The sequence below is a fragment of the Nostoc sp. genome (genome assembly GCF_036917775.1).
Taxonomy (GTDB): domain Bacteria; phylum Cyanobacteriota; class Cyanobacteriia; order Cyanobacteriales; family Nostocaceae; genus Nostoc.
The window spans coordinates 1-15,976 of sequence record NZ_JBALEQ010000051.1 but is presented as its reverse complement, the minus strand read 5'-3'; the positions used below and the strand labels follow the sequence as shown (position 1 = coordinate 15,976).

Sequence of the window (15,976 nt, the reverse complement as noted above, 5' to 3'; positions counted from 1 at the left end):
AAGGTAATGTTATTCTTCCCAATTCCCAATTCCCAATTCCCAATTTATCTTTGATTCCACTCCTGCGCCGCATCTTCTACAGCTTTATCCACAGTCTTCTCTCCTAACATTGCTGCTTGCAAATTCTCGTAAATTGCCTTTTGCAGTTTGTTGAAATCCTTCAAATTAGGGGTTAATATTTCTGCCTTTTGTAGTTCTTTAGCACTCATAACTCGCGCTTTTTCTATTGTTGAAGCATTAGCTGGAATATCTGTAAAGTAACTATCAGACAATGCCTTGACTGTAGAAGGTAAGACATTGGCAGCTTTTGCAAAGGCTAACTGATTTTCGTCATTGGTGACAAATAAAGCAAACTTCACAGCACCATCTGGTTGTTTCGTGTCGCGGGGAATAACTATGTTCATTACCGCGACATTTTTCTTACCTGTGTCACCAGTGAGTTGCGGTGCTATTGCTGAAGCTTGGGCGATTTTCGGGGCATTATTAGCGATCGTTTTCAGAAACTCTGGCCCAGAAGCAAGAAACACAGTTTCTCCAGATTGATATAAATCGATTGCATGGCGATGTCCTTGCGTTAAAGCCTCTTTAGGCAGTAGCCCTTTTTTATACAAGTCTACCCAGTACTGAAACGCTGCCTTACCTTGTGCTGAATTAAACGCTGCTTTCCCCTCAGCATCTATTAGAGTGACTCCCATTTGCACAAAAGATTCCAGCACTTCACCGGAATCTTGCGGTACGAAAGTTACAAAAAAGGCATATTTGCCAGTCTTATCTTTAATTTGTTGGGCTGCTTGTGCTAATTCTGCGTAGGTTGCGGGTACCTTATTGATACCTGCCTGTTTTAATAAATCAGTGTTATAAATGGTTAACCTTGTGGTGAGATACCAGGGAAATCCAAAACTCTTGCCATTAAGTGTACTTGCCTTCCAGATATTCGGTAGATAGGAGGAACGTATATCGTTTGAGACTTTCGCATCTAAATCTAACCAGGCATTTCGTCCCGCTAGTTGGGAAGCGAAACCCGGATTGAGGTTAACTACATCAGGTGGCGTTTTTGCTGAGACAGCTGTTAAAATTTTGTTCTCCATAGCTGCCCAAGGCACATCAACCCAGTTAATCTTTATACCTGGATTTTGCGATTCAAAATTTGCAATTAGGTTTTTGAAGTAGTCGGTAAATTGGGGTTGGAGTTGCATTGTCCAAAACTCAATAGTTGCCCCTCCTGAATTAGCTTGTTTTGTATTTGTACTAACATTACCTGTGCTGCAACTTACAATCCAACTGGTTAATAAGCCAAGCAGTGCCAAAGCAAGAAGTTGTTTAAATTTTCGCAATTGAATCATTTTCCCAGTATTTTTACGCTTGATCAGTGTGAAAAGCTTAGACAGAATTGTCGAGATTATAGGCTAAATAAATTACGTGTAGAGACGTAATATATTACGTTTCTATCCACAACTAATTTAAATTTTCAATTTAGCAGTCCATCGGGCACAACTGTGGTACAAAAACTCAATCGTCTATTTGGTAAATCGAATAAAGGGGTCGGCATTGAACTTGCTCCCGAACGGGTAAATGTAGTTCAGCTACGCAAACAGCGTCAAGGCTTGAAACTAGAAACCTTTACATCGGTAGCAGTTCCAGAAGGCGTAGTTACCGATGGTCAAATCACCGATCCCGCAGCAATGGCGCAATTAATCCAGCAGGCGCTAGCTGAAAGCAAAATCAAAACTACTCGTGTTGCCACTGGTGTACCAGGGCGAGATTCCATCGTTCGGATTATACCTGTACCAACGGAGTTAGATGACAAAGAACTGCGAGAAATGGTGCTAAACCATGAAGCAGGTTTGTATTTACCATATCCCCGTGAAGAAGCTGATGTAGATTATCAGAAACTTGACTACTTTGTAGATGAGGATGGCATTGAAAAAGTACATGTACTTCTAGTAGCCACTCGCAAGGAAATAACGGATACCTATATAAGTACATTTGAACAGGCAGGACTACAAATTGATGTTTTAGAAATTAACAGTTTTGCCCTGATTCGAACTATTCGTGAACAACTGCGACAATTTGGGCCGCAAGAAGCAGCAGTCCTAGTTGATATAGAGTTCGACAGTACAGAAATCGCCATCATTGTTAACGGAGTACCGCAATTTTCGCGCACAGTGCCCATAGGCACTTATCAAATGCAAACTGCGTTAGCAAGGGCAATGAGCTTACCCACATCACGAGATATGGAACTGTTACACGGAATGATTATTCCCCCAACTCCTCTAGATGGTGGGAAAACCGGTGTTACCGAAATCGATCCTGGTATGGCAGCCATATTAAGAGTATTGGGAGAACTAACGGATGAACTGCGCCGTTCGATCGATTTTTACCTTAATCAAAGTGAAAATTTGGAGGTAGCGCAGATTTTATTAGCTGGGCCAGGAGGCGGACTCCAACAGCTAGATGAATTCTTTACCCAACGATTGAGCTTGCCAACTACCCAAATAGATCCAATTGGGTCTTTGTCGTTAGAAGTTGACACTGATAAATATCCACAGGTACAACGCTCTGGCTTGGCGATCGTACTTGGTTTAGGAATGCGGGAGGTGTAATACCGATTTTAGATTTTGGATTTTGGATTGTCTGTTTTGATAGTTAAGCTGTTTGAGAATTCTCAAACCATAAATATTTGTTTCTACTTGGTGTGAGAAAATGTACAGTTTGGATGTTAATTTTCTTAAAGATCGCCCAGCATACCAGCAAAAGCCTGAGAGAAAGGGAGGAATATCCCTAAAATTCCCTACAGGTAATATGACACCAGTGTATGTGGGAGTTGCAGTAGGTATAGGTCTTCCAGCTTTATTGGGAGTTAGTTGGTTCTTGTTGCAAGGGAAGATTGTTGAATTAGATGCTCAGGTAGCAAAACTTGATCAGGAAAGCAAGAGATTAGATACAGAAATAGGAAATCTGAACAAAATCAAAGCTGAGACAAGTGCAGTTAAAGGGGAAACTCAAGCTTTAGTCACTGTATTTGACCAGATTCGACCTTGGTCAGCAATGCTGCAAGATTTGCGCGATCGCATCCCAACGGCAGTGCAAATCGAGACCATCAGGCAAATCTCACCCGTTGCGGCAGCGGAAGGGCAGCCTCCAAGCAATCCCTCAGGGGGATTAGAAATTACTGGATTTGCTCGTTCTTTTAACGATGTCAATGATTTCTTATTGAGTTTACAACAGTCTCGGTTCTTGAAGTCCACAGAAAGCAGAATTCTAACGGCAACGTTAGTAGATCCTCCCTCAATACCAGGTGCAGCTCAACCTCTTAGTGGTGTAACAATTAAGCCCCCACAAGTAGTTAAATACACTATTCAATCTGGTATGAGCGACGTTCCAGCTTCGGAATTAATCCGGGAGTTGGAAAAAAAAGGCACGGTGGGGTTAGTAACTCGAATTCGTAGTATGCAACAAACAGGAGTCATTCCAAAATGACGCTGAGTGATGATTTAAATTTTGCCGAACATGGTGGCGAATTCAATTCGGAAACGCCAGCCCACCCCGTGATATTTGGTATTGCTTTTACACCAAAAATCATTGGCATCTTGGTAGGGGTAATTGGTTTAGCGGGAGCAGGTTATATCTTGTTAAACCTGCTGATGCCAGCTTGGGAAAGCTATCAGCAGCAGCAAGCAAAAAGCTCTGAACTGCAAGGGCAAATTGAGCAAAAAAAAGCCAATATCAAACAGATTGAAAAAGTTAAAGAGGAACTAGCACAGGCAAAACAGCAAAAAGTTCAGGTTTTAGGTTTATTTGCTAACGAGAAAACCTTAGATACATTGTTGTTAGATATGAACCGCTTAGTTGAGTCTGGCAATACTCCAACTTCTATTAATGCAGTCAGAGCCAAACTAAAGAAATTTGTGCCAGTTTCCCAAAAACCAGAACCGATTACTGATGGATCTCTAGGACTAAAGGTTGACGGCAAGCTGCAACGCAGCACTATCAATGCCGAAATTACAGGAACTTATGAGCAAACACAATCGATAATTCGTAACATTGAGCGATTACAGCCTTTGTTAATAATTAAAGATTATCAAGCAACTTTGGCTCCATTAGAATCAAGATCCCCATTAGACAAAACACCACTACAGGTTGGGCCAGTAGCGATTAATACGTCATTCCAGTTACAAGTATTGATGCCACTTAGTCCTGAAGAAATAGCAGCTAAAGCTGCTGCCGCAGCTAAAGCTACCCCGAAAAAGTAGTTTTTAATTAGTAGTTATGAATTGTGAATTGTGAGTTAGGAGTTATGATTCCTAACTATTCACTCATAACATCTTACTTTTAACGAACTACTCAAAATTGTTTGTAAACAAGGTTTTATTAGGTGAGGAATGAACTGTGAAACAGCTTCACGGTAATAGTTTTATATTAGGTACTGCCGCTTTTATCTTTTTGGCGGCTCAACCAGTTTGGGCACAAATTAGTCAAGTTACTAATGTCCAGTTAAATCCAGTTAATGGTGGAATTAGTGTTGCTTTGAAAACTTCTTCAGGGTCGCGCCCCCAAGTTTTCACGACAAAAAGAGGTAAGGCTTTAGTCGCAGATATTATCAATACTCAATTACGATTACCACAAGGTAATAGTTTTCGTCAAGATAGCCCAGCCCCAGGAATTGCATCTGTCGAGGTTAACCAGCTTGATGCCAACAGCATTCGGGTAACGGTAACTGGCAGCAGCAACATACCTAGCAGTCAACCTGTGGTGCGATCGCAAAATGGAATTACACTCAGCTTTAGTCCATCGGCAGGCACTATAGCATCAGCACCAACGCCAACAGCGCCAACACCAACAGCACCACCTGTTACAACTCCAGCCCAACCTGGTCAAAGTTCAGGTGTTCTTGTTCCCAACCCGCAAGTCACCATTGATGGACAACCTGCCCAAGCAGCCGGGCCAGGCCAACCTCTAAGCCAGGCTCCACCTTTTCTACCGAGAGCCGTTGCCCCACCGGTAGGAGATATTGCTATTTCCGCCACTGATGCTTCTCCTAGCACCATTGACTTAGGAACTCAGGAACGTGTACCCCGCTTAGTATTGCGAGATGCGCCGGTGCGTGAGGTTTTATCACTGCTTGCTCGTGCTGCTAATTTAAACCTGGCTTATATCGGAGGTGAGCAAGCTGCTGGTGCTGCTGGTGCTGCTGGTGCTGCTAATGCACCAGCAACTTCTCAAACCATCTCTTTAGATATAGAAAACGAGCCAGTACAAGATGTGTTCAACTACGTCTTGCGCTTGAGTGGTTTAGAAGCTAACCGCAGTAATCGCACAGTTTTTGTGGGGCCTAAACTACCTAATTCGACTCGTGACATGGTTATGCGTAACTTGCGACTCAATCAGGTCACGGTGGGAGTCGCCATCAACTTTTTGGTTGGCTTGGGGGCAGAAAGTGCCATCAGCCGAGAACGACAAGTTACCAGTGTTAGTGCTGTAGCTGTTGGGAATGCATCTGCTCCCATCACACAAGCTCAGACAACTACAGAAACCAAGGTCGAAACTCAACGTGTTGATTTTAAAGACTCTAACCCATTACTGAGAGGTTTACAGGCATTAGGAGATGAACGGACTAATTCTTTAACCTTGATTGGACCTCCCAAGCTAGTTCAGATGGCAATGGCTCAACTAACTCAGCTTGATATCCGCCGTCGTCAAGTGGTAGTTAACGTCAAGATTATCGATGTTAATCTTAATAACACTCAGGACTATAACACTAGCTTTTCTTTTGGGATTGGCAACAACTACTTTTCCAATGATGGTGGTGCAGCAAGTCTCAATTTTGGCGGTTCCAGACCAGCTACTAGTTCTGAAGTAGCAAGCAGTGTGACTAGTACACCTACTATTACGAATCCAATAACAGGCTCGCCTTTACTTAACCAAAATGGTACGTTCACGGTGCCAAATGGAGGTTCTGGCTTGAGAGTTATACAAGATGGCCAAGTTGTACAAGAAATTCCAGGTGATGCGACCTTTCTCCAACCTATTTCTCCCGCAAATAGCAATCCAACGACCCCTGGCCTTTCAGATTTCACTCCAGGAACACCAGACACGGTAACGATTACTACTGACCCCGTAACTGGAAGACAAACTAGTACCTATGCAGCAGGCACTCGTGCAACATCTACATTTAGTTTGCCTTCTCTATACCAATTTCCTAAACGTCTTCTCAGTAGTTTGCAAGCTCAAGTGACAAATGGCAATGCCAAGATTTTGACTGACCCAACTTTAATTGTCCAAGAAGGTCAACAGGCTCTTGTCAATCTGACTCAGGAAGTTGTGGGAAATATAACTCTCCAAACAACCGATACTTCTGGTGGTTCTAGGACAGAAAGAACAATTGAAAAACAAAAAGTTGGCTTAACCTTAAGTGTGAAAATTGACCGGATTGACGATAATGGATTCGTTTCTCTATCTGTTGCTCCTACAGTCAGCGCTCCCACAGGCTCACAAAATACAGGAAATGGACAAATTGTTTTAGTCTCTGAGCGTTCCCTTACTTCTGGCTTAATTCGCTTACGAGATGGTCAGACACTAATTCTGTCAGGGATTATTCAAGACCAAGACCGGACAAGTATTTCCAAGATTCCCATCTTAGGCGATCTTCCACTGATTGGTGCGCTGTTTAGAAGTACAAATAGATCCAACCAGCGCAATGAGGTGATTGTATTACTCACACCTCAAATTATGGATGACTCTGAAAACTCCTCCTATGGTTATAACTACAATCCCAGCCCAGAAGTTCGTCAAATTCTTGAACGTCGAGGGTTGAAGCTTCCTGGTAGGTAATAAAGATGATATACAGGTGAGTCATCTCTGCCAAAGGCTCAGATCCCCGACTTCTTTAAGGATACTGCTAGCGAATGGTGGGTTTGACCGCTCAAACTAACCAGTTTTAGAATCCCTTGATATTTCTGGTGGTAATTTCTTGAAAGTGCGGTGTGACACTGCACTTTTTTAGTCACAAAAATATGCGACCAAATTACAACCAAACTGTATCTGGACATTTATTGTGATTAAATTGAGCTACTTAATCAAGACTAACAAACACGTAATCGCGCGAATAAGCTAGTACGAGTTTGAGCTTTATTTACTTGCTTTGACCAAGTAAAAAAGCGACTTAGATTGATTGCACAAGCAGTAGCAAAATGTTGTAAGGTCAAATACAACTTCAATTAGTGGATTTTGATTGCAGTCACGAGTTTTTCGCCATAGATTTTTAGTTTTTCAATATTTGCCAACAATGTTGAGCGATAGCCCAATCTTCTTGAGTATGAATAACTAATACCCGTACTGCTGAGTCGGGTGTAGCAATATCTTCATCCACAGGGTGCTGTTGATTTTTCTGAAGATCAAGTTTCAATCCCAAAAAACCAAAAGCTTCACAGGCGGCTTGGCGAATTTCCGCAGAGTGTTCACCCACACCTGCTGTAAAGACCAAAACATCTAACCCACCCAAACTGGTAAGCATTGCACCGATCCCAGAACGCAGACGATGCACGTAGATATCCCACGCCAATTGAGCGCGGGAATTACCTTGAGCGTTGGCGTAGCCCGTCGTAGACATCGCTTTTCTCACTTCGCGCATATCGCTAGATACACCCGAAATTCCCTTTAACCCAGAAGCTTTATTTAATATCTCATCCAACTTTTCGACGGAATAATCGCAGTACCGCAACAGATAAATCAGAATTCCCGGATCAACTGAACCAGAACGACTACCCATCATCAATCCTTCTAAGGGCGTGAATCCCATTGTAGTATCAATACTACGGCCGTTTTTTATCGCCGCCAAAGAGCAACCATTACCCAGATGACAGGTAATTAATCGCTCAGGTGGAACATCTTGACCAAGGATTTGGGCAGCACGTTGAGAACAGTATTGGTGACTGATACCATGAAACCCATAGCGACGAATACCTTGCTCTACCCACTCATAAGGGCCGGGATAGATTGCGGCAGCATCGGGGAGAGTGGCATGAAATGCAGTATCAAAGACTGCTACTTGGGTGACATCTTTTGAGATTTCTTCAATTGCTTCTATACCTTCTAAAGCAACTGGATTATGTGCTGGAGCAAGGTTAGACAGACGAGCGATCGCCTTTTTAACATCCTCCGTAATTACTACACTATCTTGATAATCCTCTCCACCATGTACTATCCGATGCCCCACCACATCGATATCTGACAACCGATCTATTACTTTGGTAGCGCCATCACTCAGAGTATGAAGCATATAGGTGAGGTGTGCCTGTGGGGAATCATCAGAGATGGTTTCTTGCAATGTTGCACCTGTAGCAGTTTTCACCTCAATTTCGGCTACACCGCGATCTTGAGTCCAGTTGATTTTCCCTTCCCAAAGGGGTTGAGATGCTTGGGTGGAGAAAGCCTCATCTGTAATCTCATACAGACAACTTTTTTGAGTACTCGATCCGGCATTCAGCACCAATATCTTCATAGGACAACATAAAAACATGACCACCTTTGATCATGTCACTAAGTGTAGCCTGATGCTTCTAGCCTATACGCATAATATGCGGCAAAGGTGTGTTTCCAGCGCTAAAACTCTGTTGAATTATTTTTCAAAGCGATCGCTCACAGATTTTCTATGAACTCTTCCGGTGTAACTTGGGCTTGCTTAAGAATACCACTCAATATTTCTACCTTCAGTTCTTAATGTAGAGTATGACTTACGCAAAATTATGAAAAAGCGAACCGCGTTCGCGCAGCGTCTCGTTAGAGAAGACGCAAAGGACACGAAGTAATTAAGAGTTTGAGAGAGTTTTTGCGTATGTCTTACAAATATGATCGCTACTATTCAACAGCGTAATCTCATACTACTAAAGTTTTATTGTGGCTAATTCGGCAAATCCTCAACCTGCATCAAATCCAATTCTCGTTCAAATATTTCATCAATTGGCAACATTTGACCATCAACAGTCATAAACTTATGGTCTTTTGTTGCCCGAATCACTGAACCATCTTCCAAGCAATACTCAAACACCTCTTGTTCTCCGCGATCGTGCCACTGTGCTATGGGTTGTGTGTAAATATTCCCATTATTATCAACGCTATACACAGTACATTCAATACGTTTTTCTACAATTTTCCCAATCGGTAATAATCCATATTCTACTGTCAATATTTCCGTGTCATAACTTAAACAATATTCAGCAAACTTCAACATTTGCTCAAATAATTCATCCGCAACTTTTTTCGGAACACCATTTTTCGCTGCGCCATCTACGAATTTTTCTCGCTGCTTTTGCATCTCAGAAACTTTCTTTTTACCCATCGCCCGACGCAGCAAGTCAGCTTGTCCTAAAGAATATCCAGCCATATCTTGAGCAATTTTCATGATTTGCTCTTGATAGACCATAATTCCATAAGTTTCGTCTAATATTGGTTCTACAATAGTATGCGGATAATCAATTTTTTCTTGCCCGTGTTTGCGTTTAATAAATTTAGGAATTAGTCCCGCATCTAATGGGCCCGGTCGATAAAGTGCCAAAATTGAAGAAATATCTTCTATATTAGAAGGCTTTAAATCTCGCACTATCTGACGCATTCCCGAAGATTCTAATTGAAATATCCCTTCTAACTCACCTGCTTCTAATAGTTCGTAAGTTTTTTGTACATCTTTAGGTAAACTGCTATGTTCGCCTTTAGCTAATATCCTCTGCGCTTTTCTTTCTTGGCGCGGAATTTCATCAGGATCAACCCGATATCCTCTAGTCTCTTGAATCAAATCAACGGTCTTTTGAATCAGCGTCAGGTTCCGCAAACCTAGAAAATCCATTTTCAACAAACCCATTGATTCCAAATCTTCCATGAAGTATTGGGTAATCACGGAACCATCATTATTCTTCTGTAGCGGGACAATTTCATCCAGTGGTTCGTCTGAAATTACTACCCCAGCTGCATGAACGCCAAAAGTTTTGTTAGTTCCTTCAATTCGCATCGCCATATCAAGCCAATGTCGAACATGGGGTTCTTTATCATATTTTTCTTTAAACTCAGGTTCTGGAGTTTGATCGGAAATCATCACCTTGAGTTTAGTTGGTTTCCCCCGCACCACTGGAATTAATTTCGCCATTTTGTCAGCTTCCCCGTAGGGAATATTCAATACTCTGGCGACATCTTTCAAAACTGCTTTAGAGGTTAGACGGTTAAAAGTAATGATTTGGGCAACTCTATCTGCACCATATTTTTCAGTAACATATTCAATAACTTTATCCCGTTGTTCAATACAGAAATCCGTATCAATATCAGGCATGGATTTCCGTTCGGGGTTCAAAAAACGCTCAAATAGTAGCCCATGATGCACAGGGTCAATATTAGTAATTCGCATCGCATAAGCAACTAATGAACCAGCCGCCGAACCCCGACCTGGCCCGACAGGGATGTTATTATCTCTAGCAAATTTGATGTAGTCCCATACAACTAAAAAGTATTTGGAAAAACCCATCTGCTGAATCATTTTCAGTTCGTATTCCAATCTTTCTTTATAGACGGAATCAACTTCCTGGCGAGATTTGCGGTTTAATCGTTCTAAAAGTCCATTCCATGCAACATCTTCGGCGTAAGTGTCAGCAGTATGACCAGAGGGAATGGGGGGTGTAGGAATCTGAGGCTCACCCATAATATGGTAAGGCTCGACTTTATCAGCGACTTCTTCAGTAGTGGCTACAGCTTCAGCAATCACATCATCCGGTAAATGGTCACGAAATAGCTGCCGCATCTCATCACCAGATTTGAGATATTCTGTGCCGCTATAACGCATCCGCTTATCTTCAATAATTAACTTGCCAGTTTGAATACATAGCAAAGCATCATGGGCTTCAACGTCGAAACAAGAAATAAAATGTGAATCATTAGTAGCAATAATTTTAATGCCTAGCTCCCTAGCAATTTTTACTATTTCAACATTCACAATTCGGTCTTCTTGGGAGCCGTGGTCTTGAATTTCTAGATAATAATCATCACCAAATACATCTTTATACCACTGAGCAACTTTCCGGGCTGCATCTGGTCTATTACTGAGAATCGCTTGAGGAACTTCTCCACCCAAGCAAGCACTGGTGACAATCAGACCCTCATGGTATTGTTTTAGTAAATCTTTATTAATACAAGGACGTGAAAAAATTCCTTTGCCTTGAACACCTTGAAGATGAGAAATTGTGGTTAATTTTACTAAATTTTTGTAACCTTTGGTATTTTTAGCTAAAACTACTTGATGATATTTGGGGCGGCGTTCTTGCTTTTCGATATCGCCATTAATTACATACATTTCATTGCCGATAATCGGCTTAATATTTTGACTACGGCAGATTTTGATCAGTTCAACGGCTCCATACATGACACCATGATCGGTAAGAGCGATCGCTTTCATCCCCAGTGCGATCGCTTGATCAACCAGTTCTGGTAGCTGACTTGCCCCATCTAGTAGACTGTAGTCACTGTGAATATGTAAAGGCACAAAGGACATAAGCATCTCCAACCACAAGCCAAGATATCTTTAGGGGCCTACCTTGTGGTATACCCTTTCAAGCCGGATTTTGCAAAGCAACGGAATATTACATTAGCAGTTTTTACCTAAAATTAAAGCTGTTCTTTTTCCGAAATTGTCACTATCATCAGTGTTGTCTTAATAGTTACAGCAGTTCATCAGCATCTAACTAATGAGTGAAACAGAGAGTACTACTTCGCCTGAAACCAAAGCTAGCCCTTGGTGGCAGCGTATCCCTCTCACATTGCAAATTCTCATCGCCCTAGTAGCCGCAGTCAGCGTTGGAATTGCCCTTGGTGCGGGAAATCCTAATCCCAGCAATGCTACTTTAATCAACAATTTAGCAATTCCGGCTGAGTTGGTGCTAAAGGCTCTCCGCGCCCTAGCTACGCCTCTGATTTTGGTAGCGGTACTGCATACCTTAATGACTACCGATATCCCCGGTACAGCCGGACGGCGGCTGGCAGTACTACTTTTGACTAACACTACCGTAGCTATTTTAGTGGGACTTTTGGTAGCGAATGTGCTGCGTCCGGGAACGTGGGGCAATGTAGCTACCTCAACAACTACACAAATAACTACTCAGAGTCTTGACCCTTGGGGAATACTCAAGGATGCTGTCCCGGAAGCTGTCCTCAAGCCATTAGTTGATAATAATGTCATCCAACTGATTGTTATTGCCCTAAGTTTTGGCATCATCCTGCGGGGATTAAAATCTGAACAAATTGCCCAAGGAAAAAAAGGATACCAACCGATAGAAGATGTCATCGGGATTTTATTCGAAGCGGTAGTCGGTGTCCTCAACTGGGTAATTGCCTTAGTGCCTTTCGCCGTCTTTGGGATTGTTGCTAAAACAGTTGCGATGCAAGGATTTACACCGTTTAAATCTTTGGGTGCATTTATCCTAGCGGTGCTGCTAGCACTGGCATTGCAGGCGTGCTATTACCTCACTAGAGTAAAATTTGGTTCTTGGGTACCCCCGCTAAAATTCCTAGCTGGCGGATCTGATGCCTTTTTAACAGCTTTTTCAACTTCTTCTTCTGCGGCGGCAATGCCCATAACCTTTGAGGTTTTGCAAACAAAAGTTGGTTTAAGGGAATCTTCTGCTGCTTTGGGGGCATTAGTCGGGGCAAATTTTAATAATGATGGCACTGCCCTCTATGAAGCAATGTCTGCATTGTATATTTCCCAGCTAATTGGGCAACATCTGACTCTAGGACAGCAGTTAATTGTCATTCTGACCTCGATTTTTGCATCTGTAGGTGCGGCGAATATTCCCAATGCTGGACTGGTAACGATGACATTAGTGTTTACTTCTGTCGGCTTACCTACCCAGTACATTGCTTTGCTAGTTACCATCGACTGGTTTTTAGATCGCTGCCGCACCGCGATTAATGTTATGGGAGATATGACTGTCAGTGCTTTACTTGACGGCAAAAAGCCTCGTTCTTTAGACGAGGCTTAGTTTGAAGCTTTTCACGTAGCTAATGCTGTTGGGGCCCTTTGGCATCACATTCTTTAGCCCAACAGCGTTCTAGAAGTCGAAGCCGCCAGATCAATGCAAAGCGTTGGGGATTCAATACTAATTTAGTATCGTGACTAAATAAAGGCTGGTTCAGATACTGCCAAAGGGGAAATTTAATTTGGGTGTGTTTTGGAGTCATAAGAACAACAAATATTATAAAAGTTTAGCGGCCATAGTCGGCATTTTGTCTAGCAATTGCCTAATACTGTTTTTCTAGTTAAAGACTACACTGCGTTTTTGCAATTGTCCTGGTGGCAATTGCGGAATTTCACCAAGTGAATTTATGTTCTTTCCGCTTTAATACTGATATGGCACACACCATTTTTCTGAATCCATATGCTGTGAAATGGTGAGCTAGCCATTGCTAATGGTGTAGTTGAAGCTAGCCGCACCACTGATACCATTTCACTTAAAAAATGATACACATAGGTAAGCAGAGGAAGTGATTTGTATCAATAATTTCGAGAATTGGTATGACACTCGTTGACTGAGTTGATGTCAGTTTTAAAGTACCAATGGTACTACTGTTACAAACTTTATTTGGGGGATGTTAACTTACGAGCCACCTTTTGATATGACTGAAAGGCTTCCTTCAAAGAGGAAATATCCTTTTCAAAAATATTATCTTTTCCAAAAACCTTGGGGTATTCCTGATGTTTAAGTACATCGTTTACTGCATTCTCTAACTGCTCTATTGAGGCATTTATGTCAGTTTCTAATACATTTATATCAGCTTCTAATTTTGCTAATTTTTTCTTTATATCTAAGTAACTTTTGCCAATAGCGTTTCTTTTATCAGCAGGAGATAGGGGTACTTTTAAATCTCTAGCAATAAATACGATTGCGTTGATATAACCGGAGATTTTAGAGGTACTCTCTTGAAGAGCAACTTGCTTATCATTAATAAGTTTATTAAGGTGGGCTACCTGCACAGGATACATTGCCTTACTTTTGATTCTGTCATGTTGAATGGTTAAAACCTCTTTTTCTGCATCATCTAAATACCCTGATTTATTAGCCTTATCTGTGGCAATTTGTTTCCGAACCTTGTCCCGAACCTTGCCCTTAATCTTTCTCGTTTTCCAGTTCTTTATCTGACTGAATTTATGCTCACTACCTTCGATTTGCTCTGGATCGTTAATCTTTAGCACTGATTGCGGAAGAGAAACTATCTGTTCAAATGATCCAAGTTGGCCAGACAGTATGTGAATTAGCTTATTTAATTCTTTCACATCTAATGCTTTCAATTTACTCAAGTAATTAGCTTTTTGGCGTTCTGATCGATGTGTAGTCGAGCGTTTTTTGATATCTTTTATGAACTCTGGATTGTCTTTGATACTTGGAGTATGGCCCAGTTTACTGCGTTTTTCTTCTAGTTCCTGCTGACGTTGTTCGTCAATTTTACCCAATTCTTTATGGACCTCAATATTTGTGTTAAAAAGGTCTGCTCGAATTTCAGGAAAAGCAACACCTAAAATGTTGTATAGCTGACTAGGTAAAACTTTATCCTTCTTGATCATGGCCTTAATTTTTGACTCATATATTTCTGCTTTCTTTTTGCTTCTTTCAGGAGCGAGAACATCATCTTCATCTCTTGCATTGTATAAGTCGAATAATTCTCGGAGCGAAATTCCACCATATTTATCTGCTTTATGAATAAGAAACTGAATATCTTCTAGGTTACGTAAGGCTTTTTCTTCATCAAAGACTTGTTGCTTTTCCGGGTTAGTACCAGACTTATCTTTATAGGTAGCTGCCTTAAGTACTTTTTTTAAGTGTCCTGCATCCATATTCAATATGCGTTTTTTAGTGTCATCAGTAAGAAGTTTATTGGCATTAGGCAATCCAACGGGAAACGAACTTGAGTATTCACCTGTTTGATTCCTATTAACTTTAGCAATTCCATAATCATCATTATCAATTTTTTTTAAGTTACCTTGATCAAACATATATTGAGTATAGGAACCGTCTTTATATTGAAATAGCATATCTAATATTACGGCATCCTGAATTTGTTGCTCATCTATGTCCAGTTCCTTAACTTTTTTCTCAAAAGTAAGTTCTTGTTCAGCTTTTTCTACTTTTTCTTTAAAACCAAATTTCTCTTTGAGTTTATCTATTTCTTGATCCGAAATATTGTCTACTACAAATTTATTATTAAACTCTTTATCTACTAAGCCATACGCATAGGAACTATCTGATGCTATCAACATCTTGGTTCTTCCAGCTTCTCCTGATGCTAGAGTAGAAAGAAGATTATTCCGTTTTTTCTCCCTAGAATCTACCTGGCTCTCTTGCGGCATTGATGTAGCAAGCGGCATGTGTGTAAATCCCAATTCATGAGCTACTAAAGGGATAAATACAGCTCGTTTACGCTCTGGTTTTCGTTCATCATAATCTCTTTCACCGGGACCGCCAGGGTTTTCTACCTTGATTACATGAGTTACAGGATCGGTATCTAAACTCTTTACTTTTTTATAGGCATACACCGTCCCAAAAGACCCACTACCTAGCGGCATAATACCTACTTTTTTAAGAGCACCTTTATCAGTCAACTGCTCCAGTTGTTGATACTCTTTCAGAGTATCTTTATTTTTCAAAACTTTTAGGAACTCATTCATTCCTTTTGTTCGCCCAGGTTGAGATGAGATGATGTTCTGATCAGGTTCACTTGTCTGATTTGATTTTTTTCGTGGAGAAAGCTTTAAATATTTTGGTCTCGGATGTTCCTTCAACCACTCTTGCGGATCTATTTTTCCGACTTGATTAATAGCAGTTAGCTCTGGGTTAAAACTATCTTCTTTAGATTTTTTTCGTGGAGAAAGCTTTAAATATTTTGGTCTCGGATGTTCCTTCAACCACTCTTGCGGATCTATTTTTCCGACTTGATTAATAGCAGT

10 protein-coding genes are annotated in these 15,976 nt (G+C 41.2%); 5 read left to right on the top strand and 5 right to left on the bottom strand.

Features of this window, described 5'->3' with window-relative positions:
• Positions 1-44: 44 nt before the first annotated feature.
• Positions 45-1,343 carry an ABC transporter substrate-binding protein gene (locus tag V7K69_RS07765; RefSeq protein ID WP_335032958.1) on the bottom strand — a complete coding sequence of 433 codons (1,299 nt, stop codon included), beginning with the start codon at positions 1,341-1,343 and terminating at the stop codon, positions 45-47.
• 153 nt (positions 1,344-1,496) lie between these two features.
• Here V7K69_RS07765 and pilM point away from each other — a divergent pair, with 153 nt between their 5' ends.
• The 4 genes from pilM to V7K69_RS07745 all read left to right on the top strand — a co-directional run bounded on the left by pilM (position 1,497) and on the right by V7K69_RS07745 (position 6,831).
• Positions 1,497-2,603, top strand: a complete 1,107-nt coding sequence (pilM, locus tag V7K69_RS07760) for a type IV pilus biogenesis protein PilM (RefSeq protein WP_335032956.1) — start codon at positions 1,497-1,499, stop codon at positions 2,601-2,603.
• Between the two features lie 100 nt (positions 2,604-2,703).
• Positions 2,704-3,480: a PilN domain-containing protein gene (locus tag V7K69_RS07755; RefSeq protein ID WP_335032954.1), complete on the top strand. Its 777-nt coding sequence runs from the start codon at positions 2,704-2,706 to the stop codon at positions 3,478-3,480.
• Positions 3,477-4,253 (top strand): pilus assembly protein PilO, encoded by a 777-nt coding sequence (locus V7K69_RS07750; RefSeq protein ID WP_335032952.1) that lies wholly within the window; start codon positions 3,477-3,479, stop codon positions 4,251-4,253. The genes V7K69_RS07755 and V7K69_RS07750 overlap by 4 nt, the downstream gene beginning before the upstream one ends.
• Positions 4,254-4,389: 136 nt before the next feature.
• On the top strand, positions 4,390-6,831 hold the full coding sequence (locus V7K69_RS07745; RefSeq protein ID WP_335032949.1) for an AMIN domain-containing protein: 2,442 nt from the start codon (positions 4,390-4,392) through the stop codon (positions 6,829-6,831).
• Between the two features lie 430 nt (positions 6,832-7,261).
• Here the strand turns inward: V7K69_RS07745 and V7K69_RS07740 are convergent, their stop codons facing one another.
• Positions 7,262-8,500: an acetate kinase gene (locus V7K69_RS07740; RefSeq protein WP_335032947.1), complete on the bottom strand. Its 1,239-nt coding sequence runs from the start codon at positions 8,498-8,500 to the stop codon at positions 7,262-7,264.
• A 399-nt stretch (positions 8,501-8,899) separates the two neighbouring features.
• On the bottom strand, positions 8,900-11,530 hold the full coding sequence (locus tag V7K69_RS07735) for a DNA polymerase III subunit alpha (RefSeq protein ID WP_335032945.1): 2,631 nt from the start codon (positions 11,528-11,530) through the stop codon (positions 8,900-8,902).
• A 193-nt stretch (positions 11,531-11,723) separates the two neighbouring features.
• On the opposite strand from V7K69_RS07735, the gene V7K69_RS07730 reads away from it, so the two are divergent.
• Positions 11,724-13,016, top strand: a complete 1,293-nt coding sequence (locus V7K69_RS07730) for a dicarboxylate/amino acid:cation symporter (protein WP_335032942.1) — start codon at positions 11,724-11,726, stop codon at positions 13,014-13,016.
• Between the two features lie 19 nt (positions 13,017-13,035).
• On the opposite strand, the gene V7K69_RS07725 is transcribed toward V7K69_RS07730, so the two are convergent.
• Both V7K69_RS07725 and V7K69_RS07720 read right to left on the bottom strand, forming a co-directional pair.
• A complete protein-coding gene (locus V7K69_RS07725; protein WP_335032940.1) occupies positions 13,036-13,215 on the bottom strand; it encodes a hypothetical protein in 180 nt (59 codons plus the stop codon).
• Positions 13,216-13,612: 397 nt separating this feature from the next.
• The coding region (locus V7K69_RS07720; protein WP_335032938.1) for a hypothetical protein at positions 13,613-15,976 on the bottom strand (2,364 nt) is incomplete at its 5' end.